The following is a 22,690-nucleotide window of genomic DNA, read 5'->3' as shown; positions in this document are numbered from 1 at the left end:
ATGGTCACCGCACCCGAGAAGCTGCTGCGCCGCCTGGAGTGGAGGCTCGGGCGGCGCCTCGACGGGCGGCTGCAGGGCGCTTACCGGACGGTGTGGCACGGCGCCGGCATAGACTTCACCGACCTGCGGGTGTATTTGCCCGAGGACGACGTGCGGCACATCGACTGGAACGTCACGGCCCGCGTCGACGAGCCGTACGTGCGGCTGTACACCGAGGACCGCGAGCTGACCTGCTGGCTGGTGATCGACCGATCAGCGTCGATGCGCTTCGGCGCTCAAGGCAAGGAGTCGGTCGCCGCCGAGCTGGCGATCGGCCTCGGCCGGCTGGTGTCGCAGGGCGGCAACCGGGTCGGGGCGATCCTCTTCGACAACGACGCGCAGCAGGTGATCCCGCCACGCACCGGTCGCGATCAGATCTTGCGGATCACTCGGGAGCTGACTCGGCCTTTTAACGGGACAAAGGGCAAGACAACTGATTTATCCAAAATGTTCCGCCTGGCCGCCTCCACAACGACGAAAAGGCGCAGCCTCGTCTTCGTCATGTCCGACTTCATCGGCGACCCGGGCTGGGACAGGGACCTGGCCAGGCTCACCCACCGGCACGAGGTCGTGGTGATCCGGGTGGTCGACCCGGCCGAGCTCGACCTCCCCGACCTCGGCCTGATCCTGGTCGAGGACGCCGAGACCGGCGAGCAGCTGCTGGTCGACACCAGCGATCCCCTGCTGCGCGGCCGGCTCGCCACCCAGGTCGGCCTGCGCGAGGACGCGGTCGCCGAGGGCATGCGCAAGGCCGGCGTCGACGCGCACCGCATCACCACCGACCAGGATCTCCTCGCCGCCCTCGTCGGCATGGTCCAGCAGTCCGGGCGGGGGCGCCGATGAGCTTCCTCTACCCCACCCTGCTCGCGGTCGCCGTCCTGGCGACGGCCGCGGCGGTGGCTGCGTACGTCGCCGTGCAGCGGAGACGCACCGCCGCCATGACGGCGGCGGGCTTCGCCCCGATCAAGTCGCGCCGGGCGTCGATCAGGCGCCATTTGCCGTACGCGTTGCTGCTCGCGGCCCTGCCGATCCTCATCGCCGGCCTGGCCCGTCCCGAGGCGAAGCTCTCGGTGCCGCGGGTCTCCGGCACCGTGCTGCTCGCCTTCGACGTCTCCAACAGCATGAAGGCCACCGACGTCGCGCCGTCCCGGCTGGCCGCCGCCCAGCAGGCCGCGGCCGGCTTCGTCGAGCAGCAGCCCGACACGGTCGACGTGGGCGTCATCGTCTTCGGCGAGCAGGCGCTGCTCACCCAGGCGCCGACCGACGACCACGGCCTCGCGCTCAACGCGATCAAGCGGGCCACCGCCAGCGGCGGCACCTCGCTCGGGCAGGCCATCCTGGTCGGGCTCGGCACGATCACCGGCAAGCCGGTCACGCTGCCGCAGGACGGCGCCGCGCCGGACACGTCCGCGCTCGGCTACTGGCCCTCGGCGACGATCGTGGTCTTCTCCGACGGGCAGGACACCGGCGGGCCGGACGCCGAGGCCGCGGCCGAGCTGGCGGCCGCCGCCGGGGTGCGCATCCAGACCGTGGGGGTGGGCACCGAGAAGGGCGGCGTGGTCGAGGTCGACGGCTATCAGCTCGGCACCGCGCTCGACGAGACGCTGCTCACCGGCGTCGCGCAGGTGACCGGCGGCTCGTACCACCGGGCCGGCGACGCCGGGGCGCTCGCCGACACGACCAAGTCGATCGACCTGCGGCTGACCACCAAGAAGGAGCCGGTCGAGCTGACCGCGCCGTTCGCCGGCGCCGCGCTCCTGCTGCTCGCGGTCGGCGCGTTCCTGAGCACCCGCTGGCACGGAAGGATCGTCTGATGTCGCTCAGCTGGCCGTGGGCGCTGCTCGCGCTGCTCGTCGTTCCGCTGCTGCTGGTGGCGCGCTGGTGGATGAACCGGCGACGCAAGCGCTCGGCGGTGACCGTGTCGAGCGTGGCGCTGATCCGGGCCGCGCTGCCCGGCCGCAGCTCGTGGAAGAGGCGGGTGCCGGTCTGGCTGTTCCTGGCCGGCCTGCTCGCGCTCGGCGCCGGCGTGACCCGGCCGGAGGCGACCGTCCAGGTGCCCTCCAACAACACCTCGATCCTGCTGGCCATCGACGTCTCCGGCTCGATGTGCAGCACCGACGTCGACCCCAACCGGCTCACCGTGGCGACCGAGGCGGCCCGCAACTTCATCAAGCAGCAGACCGACGGCACCCGGATCGGGCTGGTCGCGTTCTCCGGCATCGCCGGGCTGCTGGTGCCGCCGACCACCGACAAGGACCAGCTGATCGACGCGATCGACACGCTCAAGACCGCCCGCGGCACCGCGATCGGCCAGGCGATCCTCACCTCGATCGACGCGATCGCCGAGCACAACCCGAACGTCGCGAAGACCGGGGTCGACCTCGGTGACGCCGCGCCGGGCACCTTGGGCGAGTACCAGCCCGACACGATCGTCGTGCTCACCGACGGGTCGAACACCACCGGCGTCGACCCGGTGACCGCCGCCGAGCAGGCCGCGGCCCGCCGGGTGCGGGTCTTCACGATCGGTTTCGGCACCACCGAGCCGGCCCCGATGGTCTGCACCGCCGAGCAGGTCGGCGCCGACCAGTTCGGGATGGGCCGGGGTGGCTTCCCGGGCGGCGGCGGCTTCGGCGGGCGCGGCGCCGGCGGCCGCTACCAGGAGATCGACGAGGACGCCCTGCAGAAGGTCGCGGACACCACGGGCGGGCGCTACTTCCGGGCCGAGGACTCCGACCAGCTCGTCGACGTGCTCAACGACCTGCCCCGCGAGATCGGCCTGCACAAGCAGAAGGTCGAGGTCACGGTCTGGTTCGTGCTGGCCGGCGTGCTGCTGGCCTTCACGGGCGTGTTCCTGTCGCTGTGGTGGAACCGAGGCCCACGACGTCTCCCCAGCGCTCGCTGACCCGCGCGAGATACGCCGGATCCGACGAAGCGACGCGGGGGAACGAGCGCAGCCGCTCCCACGGGCGGCAGGCGTCGATCACCGCGCGGCTGTTGAACGGCGCCGCGCCCTCGGCGAGCATCGGGTCGAGCCGGCTGCCGCGGGTGCGGCGCTGGATCTCGATGTCCTCGGCCGGGTCGGTGCGGGTGGAGATCGCCCAGATCAGCTGGTCGAGGTCGGCCGGGTCGATGTCGTCGTCGACCACCACGACGTACCGGTTCATGTAGGACGCGGCCGGCAGCTGCGCGGCCAGGTGGCCTACCTGCCGGGCGTGGCCGGCGTAGCGCTGCTCGATGGCCACGCCCACGAAGAGGCGGCCGCCGCCGGCCTCGTGCGCCCAGGCCTTCACGATGCCCGGCACCCCGGTCGCGACGAGCTCGTCGTGGATCATCGCGGACTTCATCACGGTGCGCATGTACGAGTAGTCGTGCGGCGGGCGGCCGGGCGGGGCGCCGAGCAGGATCGGGTCGTCCCGGTGGTAGAGCCGGGTGATCTCCACGGCCAGGTCGGCGCGGCGGCTGCCCGAGTAGTAGCCGGTCCACTCGCCGAACGGGCCCTCCTCGCGGGTGTGGCCGGGCCGTAGCCAGCCCTCGATGGCGAGCTCGCTGCCGGCCGGGATCGGCAGACCGGTGTCCGGGCCGAGGACCACCGGGATGCGGTTGCCGAGCACCGCTCCCGCGTACGCGAGCTCGGAAATGCCCGCCGGAACCTCCGTCCCACCCAGCGCGAGCAGCAACGGGTCGTGTCCGAAGGACACGGTGACCGGCGCTCGGCCGTGCCGCTCGAACCAGGCGGCGATGTGCTGGGCGCCGTGCTTGCCGGGAACGGCGGCGATCGTGACCGACCGGCCCTCGTCCTGCACTTCCATCCGGTAGCAGCCGCCGTTGTGCACGCCGGTCTCCGGATCGCTGGTCACCACGAGGCAGCCGGTGCCGATGAAGCGGCCGCCGTCGTGCTCGTGCCAGCGCGGCACCGGGAACTCCAGCAGGTTGATGTCGCCGGCGACCTGGTTGGCCAGCAATGGCGCCTCGGTGACCGGCAGAACTGGGAAGTCGCGCGCCGCGGCGGCCCAGGCCGACGGCTTGCCGCGCAACGCGTCGACCAGCGACTCGTCGGTGTGATCGGAGCCCAGTCCCAGGGTGAGGCCCAGCCGGCGGGCCGAGCCGGTGCTGCCGGTCAGCACCCGGCCCTGGGGATAGCCCTCGATCTCCGAGAAGAGCAAGGCTTTCGGGTACGGCGAACGGTAGCTGAGCTCGGCGATCGCGCCGATCTCCAGATCCCAGTGTGCGCCGCGCACCTCGCGCAGCTCGCCGGTCGCTTCCACTTCGGACAGGAAGGTGCGCAGGCTCAGGAGCGGCTCCATGAGGCCCACCATATTCGCACCAGCCGATGCGATCGGCCGGACGGGGTCGCGGTCTTGGGCGACGCGGCGGAGTATGCGCCAGAGACTCACGTCGATCGGGGGACGAGATGAGGAAACGGTTTGCCGCGGCGCTGGCCGTGGTGCTGATCGTGGGCGGGTGCGGGGCGGACAACAGCGAGTCGGCGGCCGAGCCGCCCGACCATGTCACCTATGCGACCGGCTTCGGCGCGGTCGGCCGGGACGCGTTCATCTGGGTGGCCCGCGACAAGGGCTACTTCCAGGACGCCAACATCGAGATCGACATCCAGAAGGGCGCGGGCAACGTCCCCAACCTCACGATGCTCAAGTCCGGGCAGGCGCAGTTCGCCGCGATGGACTTCTCGGGGGCGGAAGTCCTCGCCGGAACCGACAAGTTCACCGACTGGCGCGCGGTCGCGGCCGTGCACCAGCAAACCCTCGTCTCGATCATGACGACCGCCGGTACCGGCATCACCAAGCCCACCGATCTCACCGGCAAGACCATCGCCACGGCGAAGGGCTCGGTGAGCGAGTTGCTGTTCCCCGCGTACGCGAAGAAGGCCGGCTTCGACGCGGCCAAGGTGAAGATCCAGGGGACGCAGCCGACGGCGCTGAACGGCTTGATGGCCACCGGCCAGGTCGACGCCGTCAGCACGTTCCTGCTGAGCAAGAAGGCCCTCGAGTCGGCGTCGAAGAAACCGGTCACGGTCATGCCGTACAGCGACTACCTGAAGAACCTCTACGGCAACGTCATCGTCACCCGGGCCCAGCTGCTCAACGCCGACCGCGATCTGGTGCGCCGGTTCACCGAAGCGGCGCTCAAGGGCCTGGCGTACAGCCTCGAGCACCCGGACGAGGCCGCCGCGATCCTCAACAAGGCCGAGCCGACCGCCGCGATCCCGGCGGCCGTGGGCGAGATCCAGGCGATGAAGCCGTACTCGGAGCCGCTGGGCAAGCTCAACCAGCAGCGCGTCGCCGACGGCATCGCCGAGCTGAGCAGCGCGGGCCTGATGCCGCCCGGCCTGACCCCCGACAAGGTGGCCGACTTCAGCTTCGTGCCCTGACGCTGCTCAGAGGTGGGTAACCAGCTGGGCGCGGGCGTCGCAGCCCAGCTTCTGGAAGACGTGCGTCAGGTGGGTCTCGACGGTGCGGCGGGTGACGTAGAGCTGCTGGGCGATCTCCCGGTTGCTCAGCCCGCTCGCGGCCATCGTCGCCACGCGGTGCTCGGCCGGGGTCAGCGAAACCGCCGTCCCTCTTGGACGCGCGCCCAAGGCCCGCAGCTCGTCGTGGCAGCGCCGGGCCAGCAGCCGCATCCCGCACCGCTCGGCCAGCACCACCGCTCGCCCGAGCTGGGCGCGGGCGGCCGCCCGGTGGTTGGCGCGGCGTAGCGTCGCGCCGAGGTCGACCAGCGCGCGAACGTGGTCGAGGCGGAACGGTGTGTCGGCGAGCAGGGCGACCGCCTCCTCCAGCGGGGCGATCGCCGCCTCGTGGTCGAGCGTTGCCGCCAGCGCCCGCAGGCCGGCCGCGCGCGGGACCGGCAGGCCCAGCCGGGTGGCCAGCGCCAGGTGTTCCGTCGCGAGCGATCGGGCGGCCGGGATGTCGCCCAGGGCGACCAGCGCCCGGCAGTCGTCGACGCGCCAGGCGGCCAGGCCGGGGTGCTGCGCGTCCATTTGCTTCCACGTCTCGGCGGCGGCGGTCAGGTCGGCGTGCGCGTCCGCCGGGCGGTGCTGGGCCAACCGCAGGCGAGCGCGGCGCTCCAGCGTCAGGCCGGTCATGATCGTGCTTTCGAGCAGGTCGCCGGCGGTATCCAGGACCGCCGCCGCCTCGTCCAGCTCGTCGAGCTCGATGAGCGCCTCGGCCAGCGGGAAGATCGACCACAGCAGGGCCGGCGTGGGGCTGTTGATGCGCTTGAAGTCGTAGGCGAGGCGCGCGTCGGCCTCGGCGTCGCGGATGCGGCCGGCCGCCAGGTGGGCCATCGCCCGCAGGAAGCTGCCGTGGGCGAGCGCTATCCGCCAGCCGCGCGGACGGGCGAGGTCGATCAGCTCCGTGCATCTCTCCCGAGCCACGTCGATCTCGCCGTAGACCATCAGGATGAACTTGGCGAACGTGGTCAGGATCGAGTCGGCGTCCTCGGCCGGGAACTCGGTGGTCAGCAGCGGCACGACCTCGCCCGCGGGCCGGACGTCGCAGAGCGCCTCCCACGCGCCGCAGACCCGCCAGAGCGGGAGATCGGAGGCGTGCAGCGACAGCGCGCGGGCCTCGGCCATCCCGTCCGCCCGCATGCAGGCGAGCCCCACCAGCTCGGCCTCGAGCCGGCTCACCAGCGCGGGGTCGGACGACGAGGCACAGTCGAGGCCGCGCCGGCAGACCCGCATGGCGTCCTCGAAGTACCCGGCCAGGCCGAGCGCCCGCGCGCAGGAGAGCGCGATGCGCGACCGCTGCCCGGGGTCGACGGCCATCTCGACCGCCGAGTCGAGCAGACCGAGCGCGCCCGGCCCGACCTGCGCGGCGACCACCAGCCCGAGCCGGCAGCGCACCTCGGCCTCGTCGGCGGGGTCGGGCGGTGGCTCGGCGAGCGCCCGCCGCAGGAAGGCGGCCGCGCTTTCCGGCGCCCCACGCCGGCCGGCGCCCTCGGCCGCGGCGCGCAGCGTTCGCACGGTCTCGCCGTCGCGGGCCGGCTCGCTGTGCAGCAGGTGCAGCGCCACCGCCTCGCAGTCGGCGCGCTCGCGGGTCAGGATCGCCGCGGCGCGGCCGTGCCACAGCGCGCGTTCGCTGGGCGGCAGTCCCTGGTAGAGCGCGGCGGCCACCAGCGGATGGGTCAGCTCGCGGTAGTTGAGCAGCCCGGCCGAGCGCAGCCGGTCGGCGAGCCGCGCGGCCTCGGCCGTCTCGAGCCCGGCGAGCTCGGCGGCGTGCCGCAGCGGCGCGCCCCGGCCGAGCACGGCGAACGCGCGGGCCAGCGTGGCGGCCCCGGACGGCAGGCGGGACAGTTGCCGTTCGATGGCCCGGCCGACCTGCTCGGGGCCGAATGAGCTGAGCCGGGTCGCGGTCTCGAGCGAGAGCGGGACCCGCTCGGCGTACAGGTGGTCGATCAGCGCGCCGAGCAGGAACGGGTTGCCGGCGGTGGCCGCGTGGCAGGCCTGGGCGAAGCCGGGCGCGGCGGCGGGCAGCCGCGACTCGACCACCGACTCCACCGCGGACGGGCCGAGCGGCGCGGGCCGCACCGGCGGCTCGGCGGCCGCGGCGAGCAGGTCGGCCAGCAGGCCCGGCGACCCGGGTGGCTCGCCGGTCCGCACCGCGCAGAGGATGCCGAGGCGCAGGTCGGCGATCTGCCGCACGAGCTGCAGGAGCCAGCGCAGCGAGGGCGCGTCGGCCCAGTGCACGTCGTCGACGACCAGCAGCGCGGGCCCGCGCTCGGCCAGCCCGCAGGCGAGCCACACCAGACCGTGCGCCGCGGCGTGCATCGCGTCGCCGTCGAGCGCCGGCTCGAGCCCGTCGGCGTCCAGCGCCCGGCGGGACAGCGCGGCCGCGCCCACGGCCAGCGCGTCCCACTCGGCGCTCCCGCGCAGCGGCGCGAAAAGTTGCCGGGCGATGCCCCAGCCGGCGTCGTGCTCGAGCGGACCGCCCCACGCCCGCAGCACCCGCACCCCGGACGCGGCCGCCGCCTGCGCCGCCGCCGCGAGCAGGCTCGACTTGCCGATGCCCGCCGGGCCCTCGACCAGGATCAGCCGCCCGGTGCCGGCGCGCACGGAACCGAGCCGCGCGTCGAGGGCGGCCATCTCGGCGTCGCGCTGGAGCAGCACGCGAGGCATGACCTGACGGTAGGCCCGCGCGGCCTGCCACGAAACCTCGTGGTCGGATCCACGATTCAGCTTCGGTCCGTCCGGCCGAGCATCGATGCCATGACATCCTCGACCTCTGCCGAATACGCCCTCCTCCGGACGCCGGAGGAGTACGAGCGACTGCGGGCGCAGGCCCGCGTGTGGGAGACCGCGACCGGCCGCCTGCTGGACCGGATCGGGCTCGCCGCCGGGGCCCGATGCCTGGACGCCGGGTGTGGTCCGGGCGAGACGATGCGGCTGATGGCGCTGCGGGTCGGCCCGGCCGGGCGGGTCACCGGGATCGACGTGGACGCCGGGCTGGCCGCCCGCGCCCAGGAGACGCTGCACGAGGCCGGGCACCGGCAGTGCCGGACCGTCGCGCACGACCTGAGCGCGTACGAGTCGGTGCCCGGCGGCCCGTACGACCTGGTCTTCGCCCGTCTTCTGCTGTTCCACCTGCCCGAGCGGGTCGCGGTGCTGCGCCGCCTGTGGAACGCGGTCGCGCCCGGCGGCCATCTGCTGGTGCAGGACTACGACCTGAGCGTGGTCACCACGCTGCCGTCGTCGCCGGCTTTCGACGAGGCCGGCCGGCTGATCCTGGGCACGTTCGGGGCGGTCGGCTGCGACGTCCGGGCCGGCACCGCCCTGCCGACGCTGTTCGCCCAGGCCGGGGTGGGCGCGCCGGACGGCACCGACGTGGCCGGCCGGGTCGAGGCGTACGGGTCGGGCCGCCGGATGGTCGACAGCGTGCTGCGCAGCCTGCTGCCGGCCGCCCTCGGGCACGGCGTCGCGAGCGCCCGCGAGATGGAGTCGGCGATGGCGGACCTGGAGGCCGACGCCACCCGCAACCCCGACCGCCCGATGCTGTGGCCGCTGATGATCGGCGCCTGGAAAAAGAAGTGAGCGGGAAGAAGAAATGAACGCCCTCGACGCCACCCGGATCCGGTCGCATTTCGACTTTCCCGCGGCCGGGCGGGTGGTCACCAACAACGCGGCGAGCACCCAGCCGCCGCGCGAGCTGATCGGCCTGCTGCGCAACCTCACCCCGTGGTACGAGAACGTCCACCGGGGTCAGTCCGCCGCCTCCCGCCGCACCACCGCGATGTTCGAGGCGTCCTTCGACACGATCGCGACCTGGCTCAACGCGCCCGGCCGCCGCTGCGTGGCGACGTACCGCAACACCACCGAGGCGATCAACGCGGTGATGTACTCGCTGCTCACCGACTTCCGCGACGGCGACAACGTGGTCACCACCATGCTCGAGCACAATTCCAACTACGTACCGTGGCACGCCCTCTGCCGCGAGATCCTGCCGAGACTCGGCCGCCGGGTGGAGTGCCGCCTGGCCCGCTTCGACGCCGACGGCCGGCTCGACCTCGACCACCTCGCGTCGCTTGTGGACAGTCGCACCAAGCTCGTCTGCTGCACCGGCGCCTCCAACTTCTTCGGCACCAAGCCCGATCTGCCCCGGGTGCGCGCGATCGCCGACGCGAGCGGCTATCCGCAGCCCACCGGCGAGCGCCGTTCGTTGCTGCTGGTCGACGCCGCGCAGCTGGCGCCCACCAGCGCCCTCGACGTCCAGGCCCTCGACGTCGACTACCTGGCCTTCTCCTTCCACAAGATGCTGGCGCCCTTCGGCGTCGGCGTGCTCTACGCCAAGCAGCACCTCCTCGACCATTCGCTCCCGTTCCTCTACGGCGGCGACATGGTCGCGGAGGGCGGCGTCACCCCCGAGTCCGTCGCCTGGAACGACCTGCCCTGGAAGTACACCGCCGGCACCCCCGGCATCCTCGGCGTGATCCTCTCGGCTCAGGCCCTGCGCCTGCTGCTGGACCTGGTCATGCCCACCTCCTTCTTCGGCGGCACCGGCCCGATCCCGCGCGTCGCGATCGAGGAGGTCATGTCCCGGGTGGGCCGGCACACCGCGAACCTGACGGCTCGCTGCATGGCCGGGCTTTCCGAGATCAAAGGCCTGCGGGTGTACGGGCCGGAGCACCGCACGCCGCTCGTCGCCTTCAACCTGGCGGGGGTCAGCCCGTTCGCCGTCGCGGAGGCACTCGACCGCCGCGGCGTCGAGGCCCGCGCCGGCTGCCACTGCGCCACCCTGGCCCACCACGCGCTCGGCCTCGACCCGCCGGCGAGCTGCCGGCTGAGCTTCGCCCTCTACAACACCACCGACGACGTCGACCGCGCGATCGACGCGGTCCGCGAGTTCGCCGCCAGCCGCCCGCTGGTCTCGAATTAGGACGGGAAGAGTCTCCATTCCCCCTCGGAGACGACGTCGACCTTGCCGTCGACCACCCTGATGGCGCTTGCGTCGTCGATCGCGTAGGTCGGCGCGGGGATCCGGGCCGCCCACTTCTCCGCGTTGGCCAGCGAGGCGTCCTGGTGGTGCGGGTGCTCCAGGTGCGGGATCACGCCGAAGTCGACGAGTCCCGCACCCTGCGCCGTGACCAGGATCCGGTCGAGGTCGCCCTCCGGCGTGGCGAAGACGACCTCCTCGGTCTTCAGCGGCCCGTCGCTTCCGCGGGGCGGGTCGACGTAGGTCTCGACGAACGTGGTGGTGGCCGCGATGCTCCCGGCGCTCACTCCCACGTAGACCGCCTCGGAGCGCAGCGACGGCAGGAGATCGGCCAGGCCCGAGCGCCGCATCCAGCCGGCCAGGAAGAGCGGATCGCCGCCGCACACCAGCAGCGCGTCGGCCTCCCGGACCGTCGGCACCCAGGCCGACTCGTCGATGCTCGGCAGCGCCGTCAGCTCCAGGATCCCCAGCGACTTCCAGCCCAGCTTGGTCAACGACGAGGGGCTGTCGCCGAAGATCGTCCGGTAGGCGAAGCCGGCGCCGCCGGGGAACGGGTAGAGGGCTGTCGGGATGACCAGCGCGTCGGACTCGGCGATCGGCTTGCCCAGCAGGCCGGTCAGCGCGTCCCGGATGGTGGCGTTCGTGACCCCGGAGGAGGTCAGGAGAGCTCTCATGGCTCTTACCCCTACTCCACAGTGACCGATTTCGCCAGGTTGCGGCTCTTGCGGATTCACTGTCAGGCGTTCGGCAGCTTCTGGCCGATCAGGGCGTTCAGGCCGCCGGTGCGGCGCAGCTTCTGCCAGCCGAGGCGGATGCCGCCCAACGCGGCGAGGACCGACTGGATCAGCACGAGGTACATGAGCTGGCGGTAGACGAATTGCTGCAACGGCAGCCGCCAGAGCGGGCGCAACGATTCCTTGTCGAGGCGGAAGGCGTAGATGGTGCTGAGCAGCTGGACCAGCAGCATGCCGAACCAGGCGGCGAGGGTTTGGAGGGGGTTGAGGAAGAGCAGGCCGTAGATCAGGAAGACGTCGATCAGTGGGGAGAGCAGGGGTAGCACGGTTTGGAAGAGGGCGAGGTTGATCAGGCCGCGGCGGCCGAAGCGGCCGCCGGCGCCGCGTTCGAGCAGGGCGCGGCGGTGCTTCCACATGGCCTGCATCGTTCCGTACGACCAGCGGTAGCGTTGCCGCCACAGCTGCGACATCGTCGACGGGGCTTCGGTCCAGGCGCGGGCTTGCTCTTCGTAGACGACACGCCACCCCGCCCGGATGACGGCGATGGTCAGGTCGGTGTCTTCGGCGAGGGTGTCGTCGCTGAGGCCGTTGACCTGGCGCAGGGCTTGAGTGCGGAAGGCGCCGATCGCGCCGGGGACGGTGGCCATGCAGTGCATGACGTCGTAGGCGCGGCGGTCGATGGAGAAGCCGACCACGTATTCGATGTGCTGCCAGAGGGCGACCATGCCGGTGCGGTTGGCCACTTTCGCGTTGCCGGCCACCGCGCCCACCGACGAGTCGGCGAAGGGCTGCACGAGCAGGCGTACGGTGTCGGGCTCGAAGACGGTGTCGCCGTCCATCATCACGACCACCTCGGTGGTCGCGTGGGTGATGCCGTTGTTGAGCGCCGCCGACTTGCCGGCGTTCGGCTGCCGCAGGACGGTCACGTCGGGATAGCCGAGGGCGTCGGCGATGTCCGCGGTGCCGTCGGTCGAGCCGTCGTCGACCAGCACGATCCGGATCGGGTGCGTGCTCGCGACCAGCGATCTCAGCGTGTCGGCGATGATCTCCTTCTCGTTGTAAGCGGGCACCACGACCGTCGCCGGCTCGGTGTAGGGCGGCCCCCACACGCCGGGGCCTCGGCGGCTGCGCTTGGCGTGCCTGCGACCCAGGACCAGCACCAGAATCAGCCGGGCAATGGTCAGCACCCCGAGCACCAGCAGCAGCCAGGCGAAGAAGACGGTCACGCCCTTGGCGAACCGCACCGCGCCGACCAGGCCGAGGCCGAGCGCCCGGTCCTTGCCGCTCGCCGCCGGGTTGACGGTGTCCATGCCGGTCAGCGCGGCGACCGTGGTGAACGTGTAGCCCTCGTTCTGGAGCGCGGGGATGACCGTCTCGAGCGCGGTGGCCGTCTTGGCCCGGTTGCCGCCGCCGTCGTGGAACAGCAGGATCGCGCCCTCGTCGTTCTCCGGCGTCACCGCCTCGACGATGTCGGCGACGGTCGTGTCGGGCTCCCAGTCGCGGCTGTCCAGATTGTTGACCACGGTGAGGTAGCCACGACGGCCCATGTCGGCCATCACCGACCAAGTGTTGTCGTCGAGCGCCTTGACCGTCGACGAGTACGGCGGCCGGAAGATCACGCTGGTCGTGTCGGTCGCGCCGGCCAGCGCGAACTGGGTCTCCTGCATCTCCACCTCGCGCCGCCACTCGTTCTTGGTGGACAGGTCGGGGTGGGTGAACGTGTGGATGCCGATCTCGTGGCCGGCGTCGCGCACGTCGCGCACCACCGACGGGTACTGGCTGATCTGCGAGCCGATCATGAAGAAGGTGGCCGGGACGTCGTACTTCGCGAGGACCTTCAAGATCTCGGGGGTGTAGGCCGGGCTCGGCCCGTCGTCGAAGGTCAGCACGATCTGGTTGTCCGGCGCGCTGACCGTCTTGGTGGTGGTGCCGTCGGTCTGGATGATCGGGCCGCCGGAGAGGGCGGCGGCGGGCACCTTGCCGGTGTCGTTCGTCGACTCGACCGCGCCGTCCTGGGTGAACTCGCCCTGGACCAGGCCGTTCACCAGCAGAATGGCGGCGAACAGGACGAGCACGACGGCGAGCAGGATCCATCGGGGCCGCGGCACCGGGAGGCGCCGCCGAGACGACTTCTTGACCGTGTCGACGGACACCGATATCCCCTTGCGGCAGGCTCTGGCTCATCGTCCTGATCGGCCGCATTCTCTTGCTTCTGAGCGTTTGTGACATTCCGCATATATAGGACAGCGGTCGAGCGGGCACGCCTGGGGGCGGGAAGGCTGCGAAGATGCGCGCCCGCCTCGCTGCCGTGTCGGCCGTCCTACTGCTGGCCGCGTGCGGGGGCAACTCCGACTCGGCTTCGACTTCCGCCCCGACCGACGCGGGCTCGCCGGCGGTAGCGCCGTACCTGGATATCGTGAGCGGCAGTGCCAACATTTCCGATATTTACTCTAAAACGGGACAAGCGTCCTTCGCGGCGGCCTTCGTGGTGGCGGACAGCGCCGGGAGCTGCACGCCGACGTGGGGCGGCACGACGGCCATCGACGACAGCACGATCAAGGCGACAATCTCCGCCATCACCGGGAACGGCGGGAAGGTGATCGTCGCGACCGGCGGCGAGACCGGGACCTACCTGGAGACCGCCTGCTCGGCGTCGGAGCTGGCCGCCGCGTACGAGAAAGCCCTCGACGCGGCCGGAAGCAACTCTCTCGACGTGGACATCGAGCAGACGGTGACCGCCGCGATCGTGACCTCCGCGCTCGCCACCCTGCAGAAGGCCCGCGGGACCGCGATCACGCTGACCCTGCCGGTCGGCGGCGAGGAGGTCGGCCTCACCGACACCGCGATCGCGCTGCTGACCAGCGCCAAGAACGCCGGCGTCGACGTGACCGTGAACGCGATGACGATGAACTTCACCGCGACCGGCGACTGGGGCACCGGGCTGACCGCGGCCACCGAGGCGGTCAAGGACGACGTGGCGAGCGTCTGGCCGGACCTGACCGACGCCCAGGTGTACGACATGCTCGGCGTCACCCCGATGATCGGCGTCAACGACACCGGCGGGACGACCACGCTCGCGAACGCCAAGACGCTGCTGAGCTGGGCCGAGTCCAAGGGGCTGGGCTTCGTCCGGTTCTGGTCGGTCAACCGCGACAACGGCGGCTGCACGGACGGCTCGGTGAACGCCGCGTGCAGCGGGATCGCCCAGGACGACTACGCCTTCACCTCGCTGTTCAAGGGCTTCACGACGTAGCTACTTCGTCGCCGACGCCGACGCGGTCGCCGTGGTCGAGACCGTCGCCTTGGTGGTGAGGCCCGAGTCGGAGGCCTGCACGACGCTCGCGCCGACGATCCCGATGTAGAGGGCCGCGAAGATCGCCACCAGGAAGCCGAAGATCGCGAGAAGGCGCTTGCGCCGGCCGGTCGAGTCGACGAAGACCTGCGGGGTGGCTTCCTGGGGCATTACGGCGCTTCGCATCATGGCGGCCACGTTAGGAACGCAGTCTAGGACGTCTCTTTGCGAATCCTGCGCACTCTCTGTGACGACATTTCCGACCACCCTCCGTGATCGCCCGCACGACGCGCCGCCACCCGGGACGGCGGTCATCACTCTCCGCATTTGCCGCATTTGGGGTGCTGCTATTGACGCAAATCGATCGTATGATACGCGAAAACCGCTGGGGTAAGCGCATTCCTGAGGAGCCCTCGATGAGCATCGCGCGACTGGTGACGGCAACGGCGGCGACCGCGCTCGTGCTGTCGATGGCCACCCCGGCGAGGGCGGGCGAGCAACAGACCGCCACCCGCCCGATCCTCACCGCTACCGAGGCCCGCCCCTACGTCCCGCACAACTACCTGGGCTTCTCCGGCGAGTACGCCGCGCCGGTGGCCGACCCCTGGCGTCCCGCCCCGATCACCCCACCGCGCCGGCCCGACCTGATCGTCGGCGGCCCCGGCTTCGCCTCCGTGCAGGACGCTGTCGACGCCGCCTACCGCGCCGGCGGGTCGAAGCGGCGCTACATCGGCATCCTCCCCGGCGTCTACCAGGGCACGGTCTTCATTCCCGCCGGCGGTCCGCCGCTCACCCTCTACGGCCTCGGCCGCCCCGCCGACGTGCGCCTGGAGTTCACCGTCGACGCCACCATCGCGCCCGCCGCGTGGGCCGCCCTGGTCAACCCCGACGGCCGCTACGCCGAGGGCGACCCCGCCTGGCCGATGTTCCAGTCGTGCGCCACCAAGACCAGCGCCACCGCCGGCCTGTGCGCGACGGTGGTCTGGGCGCAGAGCGCCGGCCTGCAGCTCAAGGGCCTGACCATCACCAACACGCTGCTCGACACCGTGGACCGCGGGACGCATCAGGCCTTGGCGCTGCGCACCGACGCCGACCGCACCCAGCTCGAGGGCATGCGCCTGATCAGCCGCCAGGACACGTTCCTCGCCAACGCCGACGACGTGGCCCGCATCGCCCGGGTGTCCGTCCGCGACTCGTACATCGAGGGCGACACCGACTTCGTCTTCGGCCGCGCCGCCGCGGTCTTCACCGGCACCCGCTTCCACCTGGTCTCGTCCCGCAAGGCCTCGGGCGGCGTCATCTTCGCCCCGAACACCGCGCCGAACCATCCCTACGGCTTCCTGGTCACGCACTGCCTGATCACGGCCGACGAGGGTTACGCCGCCGCGCCCACGGGCTATCTCGGCCGCGCCTGGGACCAGGGCGCGAGCACCACCGGATATCTTCCCGGCATCACTCCGAACGGCCAGCTGCTGATCCGCGACACCCTCATCGGCCCCGGCTTCAACACGGTCACGCCCTGGGCGCCGGCGGCCACCACGGCCCGCCCCTTCGCCGCCCGCATCGACGAGGGGCGCGACCTCAACGACATCAACTTCAACCGACTTTTCGAGTACGCGAACCGCACACTCTGACGCCGCGCGGCTCCCTCACGCCTCACGCGGCCGCGCGTCGCACGCCCTCGCGTCGCACGGCCTTGTCTCACACGGCCTTGTCTCAGATGGCCTTGTCTCAGATGGCCTTGTCTCAGATGGCCTTGTCTCAGATGGCCTTGTCTCAGATGGCGGCGACCGCGTCGATCTCGACCAGGAAGCCCGGGGCCAGGCCGGCCACGACATGGACGGTGATGGCCGGCGGCGGGTCGGCCGGGTTCCACACTTTCTGAAAGGCGGCCACGCCCTCGTCGAAACTCTGCCCCGCCGGCGTGGCGATGCGCCAATGCACAACGTTGGCCAGGGTCGCGCCCTCACTCTCCAGAATGGTCGCGATGTTGCGGAACGCCTGCTCAGCCTGCTCACCGAGCGAAGGCCCGACGATCTTGCCATCAGGCCCGACACCGTTCTGCCCGCCGATGTAGATCGTCTTGGCCGGCTGCTCGACCACCACGGCCTGGCTGAACGCCGGGCTGCGGTGAAGTCCCTCGGGGTTGATGTGCCGCACGGACATGTTGCCCTCCGATCTCGGTGACACCGGTTATAGGGGTTCACTCAACACCAGTTATAGTGGTGTCATGCGAGCGAGCGCAACCGGACGGCTCCTGATCGACCCCAAGGGAGGGTCGTTCTGGTTCGACGCGGGCGCCCTCTGCCTCGACTTCGCCCACACCGGCGGCGAGGGGCAATATGCGAAGTTCGAAACCCTCCACGAGCCGCACGCCCTAGCTTCGTGGCTGGCCGAGCCCCCGCTGTCGGCCGTCATGACAGTCCCGATCAAGGCCCGCGATCTGCTGGAGGCCAAGGCTCTCCGCCAGGCGATCTGGGAGGCAGCCCACGCGGCGGCGGCGACGCAGCCCATGTCGGCCGCTGCGGTCGAGACCATCAATCAGGCCGCGGCCGCGTCGCCGCTTGTCCCCGAGCTCATCGACGGAGCCGGTGCGCGATGGGCGGGGCCGGTGCGGGTGTCGCAGGCGATGTCGACGATCGCCCGGGAAATGATCGAGTTGCTGTCCGGGCCGCTGGCCGGCCGCATCCGGGAGTGCGCGGGCGACAACTGCCCGCTGGTCTTCGTCGACTCGTCGCGGCCCGGGGCCCGGCGCTGGTGCTCGATGGAGCGCTGCGGCAATCGACACAAGCTCCGGGCCCTCCGCGAGCGACGAGCCGCGGAATCGTGAGGGTCGTCAGGGGGCCCTCGGCGGGGGCGATCGCCAGCAGCGAGATGATGGCCAAGCCACGCTGGGCGAAGTCGGCCGTGGTGGGGATTTCCTGGACCGGCCCGGCAACCGACTCACCCGACACCGTTACCGGGGCGGGCCAGGGGCGGCCGGCCGGGTCGTTGGTGAACTGGTCCCAGCCCCAGGGCGTACCAGTCGGGGCCGATGCGCACGCGGGTCGGCGCCAGCGTCCGCGGCGGCAGCACCTTGCGCAGCGGCTCGACGGTCAGCAGGGTGCGGTCGGCCTTGAGCGACGAGCGGATCAGGTCGCCGAGCAGATCCAGGTCGTAGGTGTGCATGACGTCGCCGTAGTTCCAGAAGCCGTACCACTCGCGCTGGTCGGCCTGGCCCGCGTAGAAGGCGATCTCGTTGTCGAGCGCGGCCTCCAGCGTGGCCCGCGCCGGAGTGCTGCGGTCGGGCGTCCCAGGTGAAGCTGTGCACGAGCCGGATCGCCTCGCCGCCCGCCGCCAGGTAGACCCGCAGTGTCCAGGGCAGGATCCGGCGGTTGCCGCGGCGGTAGGCGCCGGTGAGCTTGACGACCGCCCGCACCGGGCCGGAGCGCTCGACCTCGGCCCGCTCGACGCTGGCCCGGTAGGCGGCCCGGCTCGGGGCGCCGTTGTCGTCGTCGGGCCGGGCCTGCAGGTCGAGCACCAGGCGGCCGCCGGTGGCGGTGACCCGGCCGGCCCCGCTGCGTCGGTGGTGGTGAGCGCGAGCTTCGCGCCGCGGCGGCCAGCGCGCCGGTGAGCAGGGTGCGGCGGGTCAGCGGTGGTGTCATGAGGCTTACCGGTACGCGGTCGCGGTGATCCATGTCAATCGATGTCAAGGGGATCGCGCGGCATCTGAGGAAAGCGCTTACCCAGACCTCGTTGATCCATTCGGACCGATCCTGCGTATGGTCACCTACCTGCCCCGTCCCCCGCGAAGCCCAGGCGCACACATGACCGACCCGCACGACGACGCCGCCGACCGGCCCGACCCCGTCCTGGTCCGGCCCTACATCGGCCCCGTCCCCGACCAGCCCGCCCGCGACCCCGCCGACGCGCCGACCGTGGTGGTGCCGGTGATCGTCGACGAGCCCGCGCCCGACCCCGTCCCGCCGCCGCGAGGCTCCCGCCGCGGCCGCGCCCTGGCGCTGCGCCTGCTGACGCTGGCCGGCGGCGTGGTGGTGGCGCTCGCGGTGGCCGGCTGGCTGATCTTCGCGCCGCCGAAGGACGACACCCAGCCCGGCGCCGCCCTCCCCCACTTCAAGGCGACGCTGCCGGCCGACCCCACCGAGGCTTCGGCCCGCGCTTCGCAGAGCGCGTCGGCCTCGCCCAGCCCGTCGCTGTCGGCCTCGGCCTCCGCCTCGGCATCGGTGTCCGCGTCGGTCTCGGCCCCGGTCAGCGCCGCGGCCACCGGGCCGTCCGCCGCCGCGAGCGCGACGCTGGCCCCGCCGCCCGCCGCCGACCGCACCGGCTCGGTGCAGGCCGCGAGCGGCCGATGCCTGGCGATGGGCGGCCTGCTCGGCCTGGACGGCAGCCCGGTCCAGGTGACCGGCTGCGCCGACCTGCCGGTGCAGAAGTTCACCCTGGCCACCGACGGCACCCTGCGAGTCTCGGGGCGCTGCGCCCAGACCAGCGGCGACGGCACCGTCCACATCCAGCAGTGCGGCGACGCGACGTCGGCGCAGTGGCGATCCGGCCCCGGCAGCTCCCTGGTCAACCCGTCGACGGGCCAGTGCCTCACCGACCCCGGCCAGGCGGGCGCGACCACCCGGGTGACGTCCTGCACCGGCGCCTCCGACCAGAGCTGGTCGCTTCCCTGAATCCTCAGAGGGCCATCCAGCAGAACAGCGACTCGTCGTTGTCCCGCGCGCGGCCGGCCAGCGCGACGATGCGCTCGATGACGTCGCCTGTGCCGGCCCATTGCGCGGCCAGCTCCGCGAACCGCGACGCGGGGATGGCGGCGAGCGTGTCGCGGGCCTCGTCGCCGAGGACGGTGACCCACGGGCCCTCGTGCTCGGCCGGGTCGGCCGGCCAGATCAGGCTGTCGCCCACCAGTGTCGTGCTCCACGGCTGCCCGGTGGCGACGGCGACCAGCTCGCCGAGCACCACCGACGGGTCCATGCTCTTGAAGTCGTCGCCGTCGAAGGCCGGCAGGGGGCTGCTGCTGTCGGCGTCCATCCGTTGCCGCACCGCGTCGACCGTGGGAGCGCGGAAGTAGTCGTACAGAGGCATGCCGGTCACTTTCTCATGATCGGCGCGCACCCGGGGTCGGACGCCGGCGGGAAGTCAGCGGTTCCCGCGGGCGCGCAGCTCGGCGAGCAGGCCGTCCCTGTCGGTGAGCACCTCGCCGAGGATGCGGCGGCCGGCCGCGAGGAGGTCGGCGACGGCGGGGGTGCTCAGGGCGTACATGACCAGGCCGCCCTCCCGGAACGTGACCACGACGCCCGCCCGGCGCAGGACCGCGAGCTGCTGCGACAGGTTCGACGGCTCCACGTCGATCTCGGCGAGCAGGTCGCGCACGGGACGTGGCCCGGCCTGCAGCAGTTCGAGGACGCGGATGCGCACGGGATGGCCGAGGGTACGGAACATCTCGGCCTTCGCCTGGTACAGCGGCACCGACATGCGACGTGTCCCCCAGCGTGATGCGTGTGAATGAAACGTCAACGACGCGCACGACGAGCCGTTACGCGACCTGAAGCGATGCGTAACTGCAGAAATCTTCAATTCGGCGACCCTTGTGAAAACCATCTCAGGCGACATCGGGATGGCGTCGGACATCGTGTGCGGCCCGTCGTGGCGGGGAGCGGCGAAGGTCTACGCACATTCCGAGGAGGGCGAGAGAACATGGCTGAGATGGACGTGGCACTCAAGGACGCGATGCAGATCAGCGGCGCGATCGGTGCGGCGCTCGTCGACCACACCAGCGGCATGGCGCTGGGCACCGTCGGCGGCGGCAAGGACTTCGACCTGACCACCGCCGCGGCGGCGAACACCGACGTGATCCGGGCCAAGCTGCGCACGATGGAGATGCTCGGCCTGCGCGAGACCATCGAGGACGTGCTGGTCACGCTGGGCTCGCAGTACCACCTGATCCGCCCGCTGAAGGCGCGCTCGGGCCGCGGGCTGTTCCTCTACCTGGCGCTCAGCCGGGACCGGGCCAACCTCGCGATGGCCCGGCACCAGCTGCGCAACATCGAAGCGGCATTGGAGATTTAGGGTTGGACCGGGTTCCATCCGTCGGCGCCGGCCAGGTATCGCTGCGGTGTGTAATTGGCGGCCGTCGACGCGCTCATCTGTGGCCGATCCGACGTGCCCTGCGTCGCGCCGGCGCCCGAGTTGTGGTACTCGGTGAACCGGCACGTCTTCCAGGAGAAGCCGCTCATGTCCTGCCAGGCCCCGGCCTGCCGGATGTGCCCGCCTAGCGCGGAGTCGCGGACCAGCACCTGGCCGATCGCGTCGGCGGCGCCGCCCGCGTGCCAGCACCGTCCGAGCGCGACCGTCTGCGACGCGGCGCTCGACGACAGGGTCGAGCGCGTGATCAAGATCCCGTACGCGTTGGAAGCGTTGGTCGCGGCGGCCGTGATGTACCCGTTGTTGCTGCTCCCGCGGTCGAGCGACCGGATCGTCGAGCTGTCGATCACCAGGGCGCCGTTGCCGTAGATGAAGTCGACGGCGCCCTCGATGTAGCTCTTGTAGACGTACTGCCGGACCTGCTTGCTGCCGGTGCCGCCCCACGAGAGGAAGGTGTCCTGATACCCGAGCAGCCGCACGTTGCGATAGACCTGCCGGTCGCCGCCGGCATAGAGGGCCAGGGCCTGGATCCCTGATCCGTACGTGTTGGCGATGGTCACCCCGGTGATCGTGGTGTTGGCCGCCAGGTTGAGCACGGTGGCGCTGCCGGACGCGCCGCTCGACCCCTGCGGCGTGTTCCCGGTGATCACGATGTCGGTGGCCGTGCCGGTGGCGCCCTTGATGGTGATGCCGGCCTTGGACGCGGGGATGGAGACCTGCCCGCGGTAGGTGCCGGCCTTCACCGAGATGGTGTCGCCGGCGGCGGCGACCGCGAGGGCGGCCTGGATGGTGGTGTAGTTGCCCGACCCGTCGGCGGCCACCGTGATGGTGGTGGCCGCCAACGCGGGGGACGGCGAGCCTAGGAGCAGGAGAACAGCGAGCAGGGGACGCATGGGAACTCCTTTCGAAGGGGCGTTCCCACGTCACCCAATCAATCGATGTGTGTGAATGTTACTCAAAAAACTTCAGGCCGAAACCGGTGTTCGTGTTGGCGCCCGGCACGTTCGCCCGGCTGTAAGTCACGTTGCCCCACCAGCAGAACGTGCCCGTGTACCAGTAGCGGTTGGACCACGAGTAGGGCGTGCCCTTCGGCACCGCGTGGAACATCAGCGGGAACCGCGGACCGGCCGGCGGCGACGTCGCGATGTCGCCGTTGAGCAGCACGAAGCTGTGGCTGCCGGGCCCGTTCACGTACAGCGTCGGATCCCAGCCGGCCATCATCGTGGCCCGGTTCGAGCCGAACAGGCAGCCGTTCGACTTGTACCAGTCCCAGACGTAGGTGGGGTCGCCGCCGGCCCGCAGCCGCACCTCGCCCAGGCAGTACTGGTCGCTCCACGAGCCGTTCGCCGAGTACACGATGTGCAGCTGGCCGTTGGGGTCCTTGATCGGCGCCGGCGCCTCGTTGATGAACGGGTTGCCGACCACCCGTTCCCAGCCCTCGCGCGGCTGGCTGATGACGTAGCGCGCGCCGGTCGGCGTGGTCGGCGAGCTCATCCGGGCGAGGTAGAGGTTCTGCTCGACGTTGGTGTCGCCGGCCCAGCCCGACCACACGAACCAGCGCTGCCCGTTGAAGGTGAACATGGTTCCGTCGATGGCCCACTTGTTGTCCGGGAGGGCCAGCTGCGTCTCGGCGGTGTAGCCGCTGTCCGCCGTCGCCGAGCTGATCACGAACATCCGGTGGGCGTTGCCGGCGCCGGCCGAGAAGTAGATGTAGTAGCGGCCCGAGTCGTACACGATCTCGGGCGCCCAGACCTCGCCGCGGCCGCGGCTGTCGGCCCAGACCTGCCGGGCGGTGGCGCTCGCCAGGGCGCCGGTGGAAGCCGCCTTGCGTACGGAGATGCCGCCGCCGGTCGACTGCGCGGAGATGTAGGTGCTCCCGATCCGCAGGACGCTGGGATCGGCGGCGCGCAGGCTCGTCTGGGCCGCGTCGGCGTGGCCGGCGACGGCGACCGTGCCGGTCAGCGCCAGCAGGAGTGCGAGGAGAAACCGTCTCATCCGTCGAGGGTTTCTCTGAAGAAAGATAACCGTCAATGTCCCAA

The 22,690-nt window shown here is 71.5% G+C and carries 22 protein-coding genes and 1 pseudogene; 11 read left to right on the top strand and 12 right to left on the bottom strand.

All coding sequences use genetic code 11. The features are described from left to right. Genes ACQPZX_RS06480 through ACQPZX_RS06470 form a run of 3 tightly spaced genes read left to right on the top strand, consistent with a single transcriptional unit; the run spans position 1 to position 2,941 of the window. A complete protein-coding gene (locus ACQPZX_RS06480; RefSeq protein ID WP_433375717.1) occupies positions 1-882 on the top strand; it encodes a DUF58 domain-containing protein in 882 nt (293 codons plus the stop codon). Continuing rightward, the gene (locus ACQPZX_RS06475) at positions 879-1,853 is read left to right on the top strand and encodes a vWA domain-containing protein (protein WP_433375715.1); all 975 of its coding nucleotides are present in this window, start codon (positions 879-881) and stop codon (positions 1,851-1,853) included. The genes ACQPZX_RS06480 and ACQPZX_RS06475 overlap by 4 nt, the downstream gene beginning before the upstream one ends. Beyond that, positions 1,853-2,941, top strand: coding sequence for a VWA domain-containing protein (locus ACQPZX_RS06470; RefSeq protein ID WP_433375712.1), 1,089 nt, complete (start codon positions 1,853-1,855; stop codon positions 2,939-2,941). Before ACQPZX_RS06475 ends, ACQPZX_RS06470 begins: the two co-directional genes overlap by 1 nt. Here the strand turns inward: ACQPZX_RS06470 and ACQPZX_RS06465 are convergent. Continuing rightward, positions 2,877-4,343 (bottom strand): UbiD family decarboxylase, encoded by a 1,467-nt coding sequence (locus ACQPZX_RS06465; RefSeq protein WP_433375709.1) that lies wholly within the window; start codon positions 4,341-4,343, stop codon positions 2,877-2,879. The two genes, ACQPZX_RS06470 and ACQPZX_RS06465, sit on opposite strands and share 65 nt — an antisense overlap. Before the next feature lie 107 nt (positions 4,344-4,450). Between ACQPZX_RS06465 and ACQPZX_RS06460 the strand changes: the two genes are divergently transcribed. Beyond that, complete coding sequence (locus ACQPZX_RS06460; protein ID WP_433375706.1) at positions 4,451-5,425, top strand: ABC transporter substrate-binding protein; 975 nt, start codon at positions 4,451-4,453, stop codon at positions 5,423-5,425. A 6-nt stretch (positions 5,426-5,431) separates the two neighbouring features. On the opposite strand, the gene ACQPZX_RS06455 is transcribed toward ACQPZX_RS06460, so the two are convergent. Further along, positions 5,432-8,170, bottom strand: coding sequence for an ATP-binding protein (locus ACQPZX_RS06455; RefSeq protein WP_433375703.1), 2,739 nt, complete (start codon positions 8,168-8,170; stop codon positions 5,432-5,434). Between the two features lie 90 nt (positions 8,171-8,260). Between ACQPZX_RS06455 and ACQPZX_RS06450 the strand changes: the two genes are divergently transcribed. After that, positions 8,261-9,082 (top strand): class I SAM-dependent methyltransferase, encoded by an 822-nt coding sequence (locus ACQPZX_RS06450; RefSeq protein ID WP_433375701.1) that lies wholly within the window; start codon positions 8,261-8,263, stop codon positions 9,080-9,082. A 13-nt stretch (positions 9,083-9,095) separates the two neighbouring features. Beyond that, on the top strand, positions 9,096-10,424 hold the full coding sequence (locus ACQPZX_RS06445; protein WP_433375698.1) for an aminotransferase class V-fold PLP-dependent enzyme: 1,329 nt from the start codon (positions 9,096-9,098) through the stop codon (positions 10,422-10,424). Here the strand turns inward: ACQPZX_RS06445 and ACQPZX_RS06440 are convergent. Both ACQPZX_RS06440 and ACQPZX_RS06435 read right to left on the bottom strand, forming a co-directional pair. Beyond that, positions 10,421-11,155 carry a Type 1 glutamine amidotransferase-like domain-containing protein gene (locus ACQPZX_RS06440; RefSeq protein WP_433375695.1) on the bottom strand — a complete coding sequence of 245 codons (735 nt, stop codon included), beginning with the start codon at positions 11,153-11,155 and terminating at the stop codon, positions 10,421-10,423. The genes ACQPZX_RS06445 and ACQPZX_RS06440 overlap by 4 nt on opposite strands. Positions 11,156-11,217: 62 nt before the next feature. Beyond that, the gene (locus ACQPZX_RS06435; RefSeq protein ID WP_433375692.1) at positions 11,218-13,368 is read right to left on the bottom strand and encodes a bifunctional polysaccharide deacetylase/glycosyltransferase family 2 protein; all 2,151 of its coding nucleotides are present in this window, start codon (positions 13,366-13,368) and stop codon (positions 11,218-11,220) included. A 134-nt stretch (positions 13,369-13,502) separates the two neighbouring features. Between ACQPZX_RS06435 and ACQPZX_RS06430 the strand changes: the two genes are divergently transcribed. Next, the gene (locus ACQPZX_RS06430; RefSeq protein ID WP_433375689.1) at positions 13,503-14,468 is read left to right on the top strand and encodes a glycosyl hydrolase; all 966 of its coding nucleotides are present in this window, start codon (positions 13,503-13,505) and stop codon (positions 14,466-14,468) included. Here the strand turns inward: ACQPZX_RS06430 and ACQPZX_RS06425 are convergent, their stop codons facing one another. Next, positions 14,469-14,696 (bottom strand): hypothetical protein, encoded by a 228-nt coding sequence (locus ACQPZX_RS06425; RefSeq protein WP_433375686.1) that lies wholly within the window; start codon positions 14,694-14,696, stop codon positions 14,469-14,471. A 227-nt stretch (positions 14,697-14,923) separates the two neighbouring features. On the opposite strand from ACQPZX_RS06425, the gene ACQPZX_RS06420 reads away from it, so the two are divergent. Continuing rightward, positions 14,924-16,141, top strand: a complete 1,218-nt coding sequence (locus ACQPZX_RS06420; protein ID WP_433375683.1) for a putative acyl-CoA thioester hydrolase — start codon at positions 14,924-14,926, stop codon at positions 16,139-16,141. A gap of 142 nt (positions 16,142-16,283) precedes the next feature. On the opposite strand, the gene ACQPZX_RS06415 is transcribed toward ACQPZX_RS06420, so the two are convergent. Then, positions 16,284-16,673 carry a RidA family protein gene (locus ACQPZX_RS06415; protein WP_433375680.1) on the bottom strand — a complete coding sequence of 130 codons (390 nt, stop codon included), beginning with the start codon at positions 16,671-16,673 and terminating at the stop codon, positions 16,284-16,286. Positions 16,674-16,737: 64 nt separating this feature from the next. On the opposite strand from ACQPZX_RS06415, the gene ACQPZX_RS06410 reads away from it, so the two are divergent. After that, entirely contained in the window at positions 16,738-17,337 is a 600-nt protein-coding gene (locus tag ACQPZX_RS06410; protein ID WP_433375678.1) for a CGNR zinc finger domain-containing protein, read from the top strand. A gap of 113 nt (positions 17,338-17,450) precedes the next feature. Here the strand turns inward: ACQPZX_RS06410 and ACQPZX_RS06405 are convergent, their stop codons facing one another. Together ACQPZX_RS06405 and ACQPZX_RS06400 are read right to left on the bottom strand one after the other, a co-directional pair. Then, positions 17,451-17,675 (bottom strand): hypothetical protein, encoded by a 225-nt coding sequence (locus tag ACQPZX_RS06405; RefSeq protein WP_433386097.1) that lies wholly within the window; start codon positions 17,673-17,675, stop codon positions 17,451-17,453. Positions 17,676-17,841: 166 nt separating this feature from the next. Continuing rightward, a pseudogene (locus ACQPZX_RS06400) lies at positions 17,842-18,027 on the bottom strand (hypothetical protein); the annotation flags it as partial. Between the two features lie 286 nt (positions 18,028-18,313). Between ACQPZX_RS06400 and ACQPZX_RS06395 the strand changes: the two are divergent. Beyond that, complete coding sequence (locus tag ACQPZX_RS06395) at positions 18,314-19,180, top strand: ricin-type beta-trefoil lectin domain protein (RefSeq protein WP_433375675.1); 867 nt, start codon at positions 18,314-18,316, stop codon at positions 19,178-19,180. 4 nt (positions 19,181-19,184) lie between these two features. Here the strand turns inward: ACQPZX_RS06395 and ACQPZX_RS06390 are convergent, their stop codons facing one another. Both ACQPZX_RS06390 and ACQPZX_RS06385 read right to left on the bottom strand, forming a co-directional pair. Next, positions 19,185-19,592 carry a hypothetical protein gene (locus ACQPZX_RS06390; RefSeq protein ID WP_433385055.1) on the bottom strand — a complete coding sequence of 136 codons (408 nt, stop codon included), beginning with the start codon at positions 19,590-19,592 and terminating at the stop codon, positions 19,185-19,187. 54 nt (positions 19,593-19,646) lie between these two features. Then, positions 19,647-19,982 carry an ArsR/SmtB family transcription factor gene (locus ACQPZX_RS06385; protein ID WP_433375673.1) on the bottom strand — a complete coding sequence of 112 codons (336 nt, stop codon included), beginning with the start codon at positions 19,980-19,982 and terminating at the stop codon, positions 19,647-19,649. 222 nt (positions 19,983-20,204) lie between these two features. On the opposite strand from ACQPZX_RS06385, the gene ACQPZX_RS06380 reads away from it, so the two are divergent. Then, positions 20,205-20,576 carry a hypothetical protein gene (locus ACQPZX_RS06380; RefSeq protein ID WP_433375670.1) on the top strand — a complete coding sequence of 124 codons (372 nt, stop codon included), beginning with the start codon at positions 20,205-20,207 and terminating at the stop codon, positions 20,574-20,576. Here ACQPZX_RS06380 and ACQPZX_RS06375 read toward each other — a convergent pair. After that, entirely contained in the window at positions 20,573-21,544 is a 972-nt protein-coding gene (locus ACQPZX_RS06375; RefSeq protein ID WP_433375667.1) for a pectinesterase family protein, read from the bottom strand. The two genes, ACQPZX_RS06380 and ACQPZX_RS06375, sit on opposite strands and share 4 nt — an antisense overlap. Positions 21,545-21,602: 58 nt before the next feature. Then, a complete protein-coding gene (locus ACQPZX_RS06370; RefSeq protein ID WP_433375664.1) occupies positions 21,603-22,646 on the bottom strand; it encodes a glycoside hydrolase family 43 protein in 1,044 nt (347 codons plus the stop codon). Positions 22,647-22,690 lie beyond the last annotated feature (44 nt).

Source organism: Actinoplanes sp. CA-142083, assembly GCF_050942195.1.
Taxonomy (GTDB): Bacteria; Actinomycetota; Actinomycetes; order Mycobacteriales; family Micromonosporaceae; genus Actinoplanes.
Note: the sequence above shows the minus strand (reverse complement) of the source record. Positions and strands in the feature narration are given on the sequence as shown.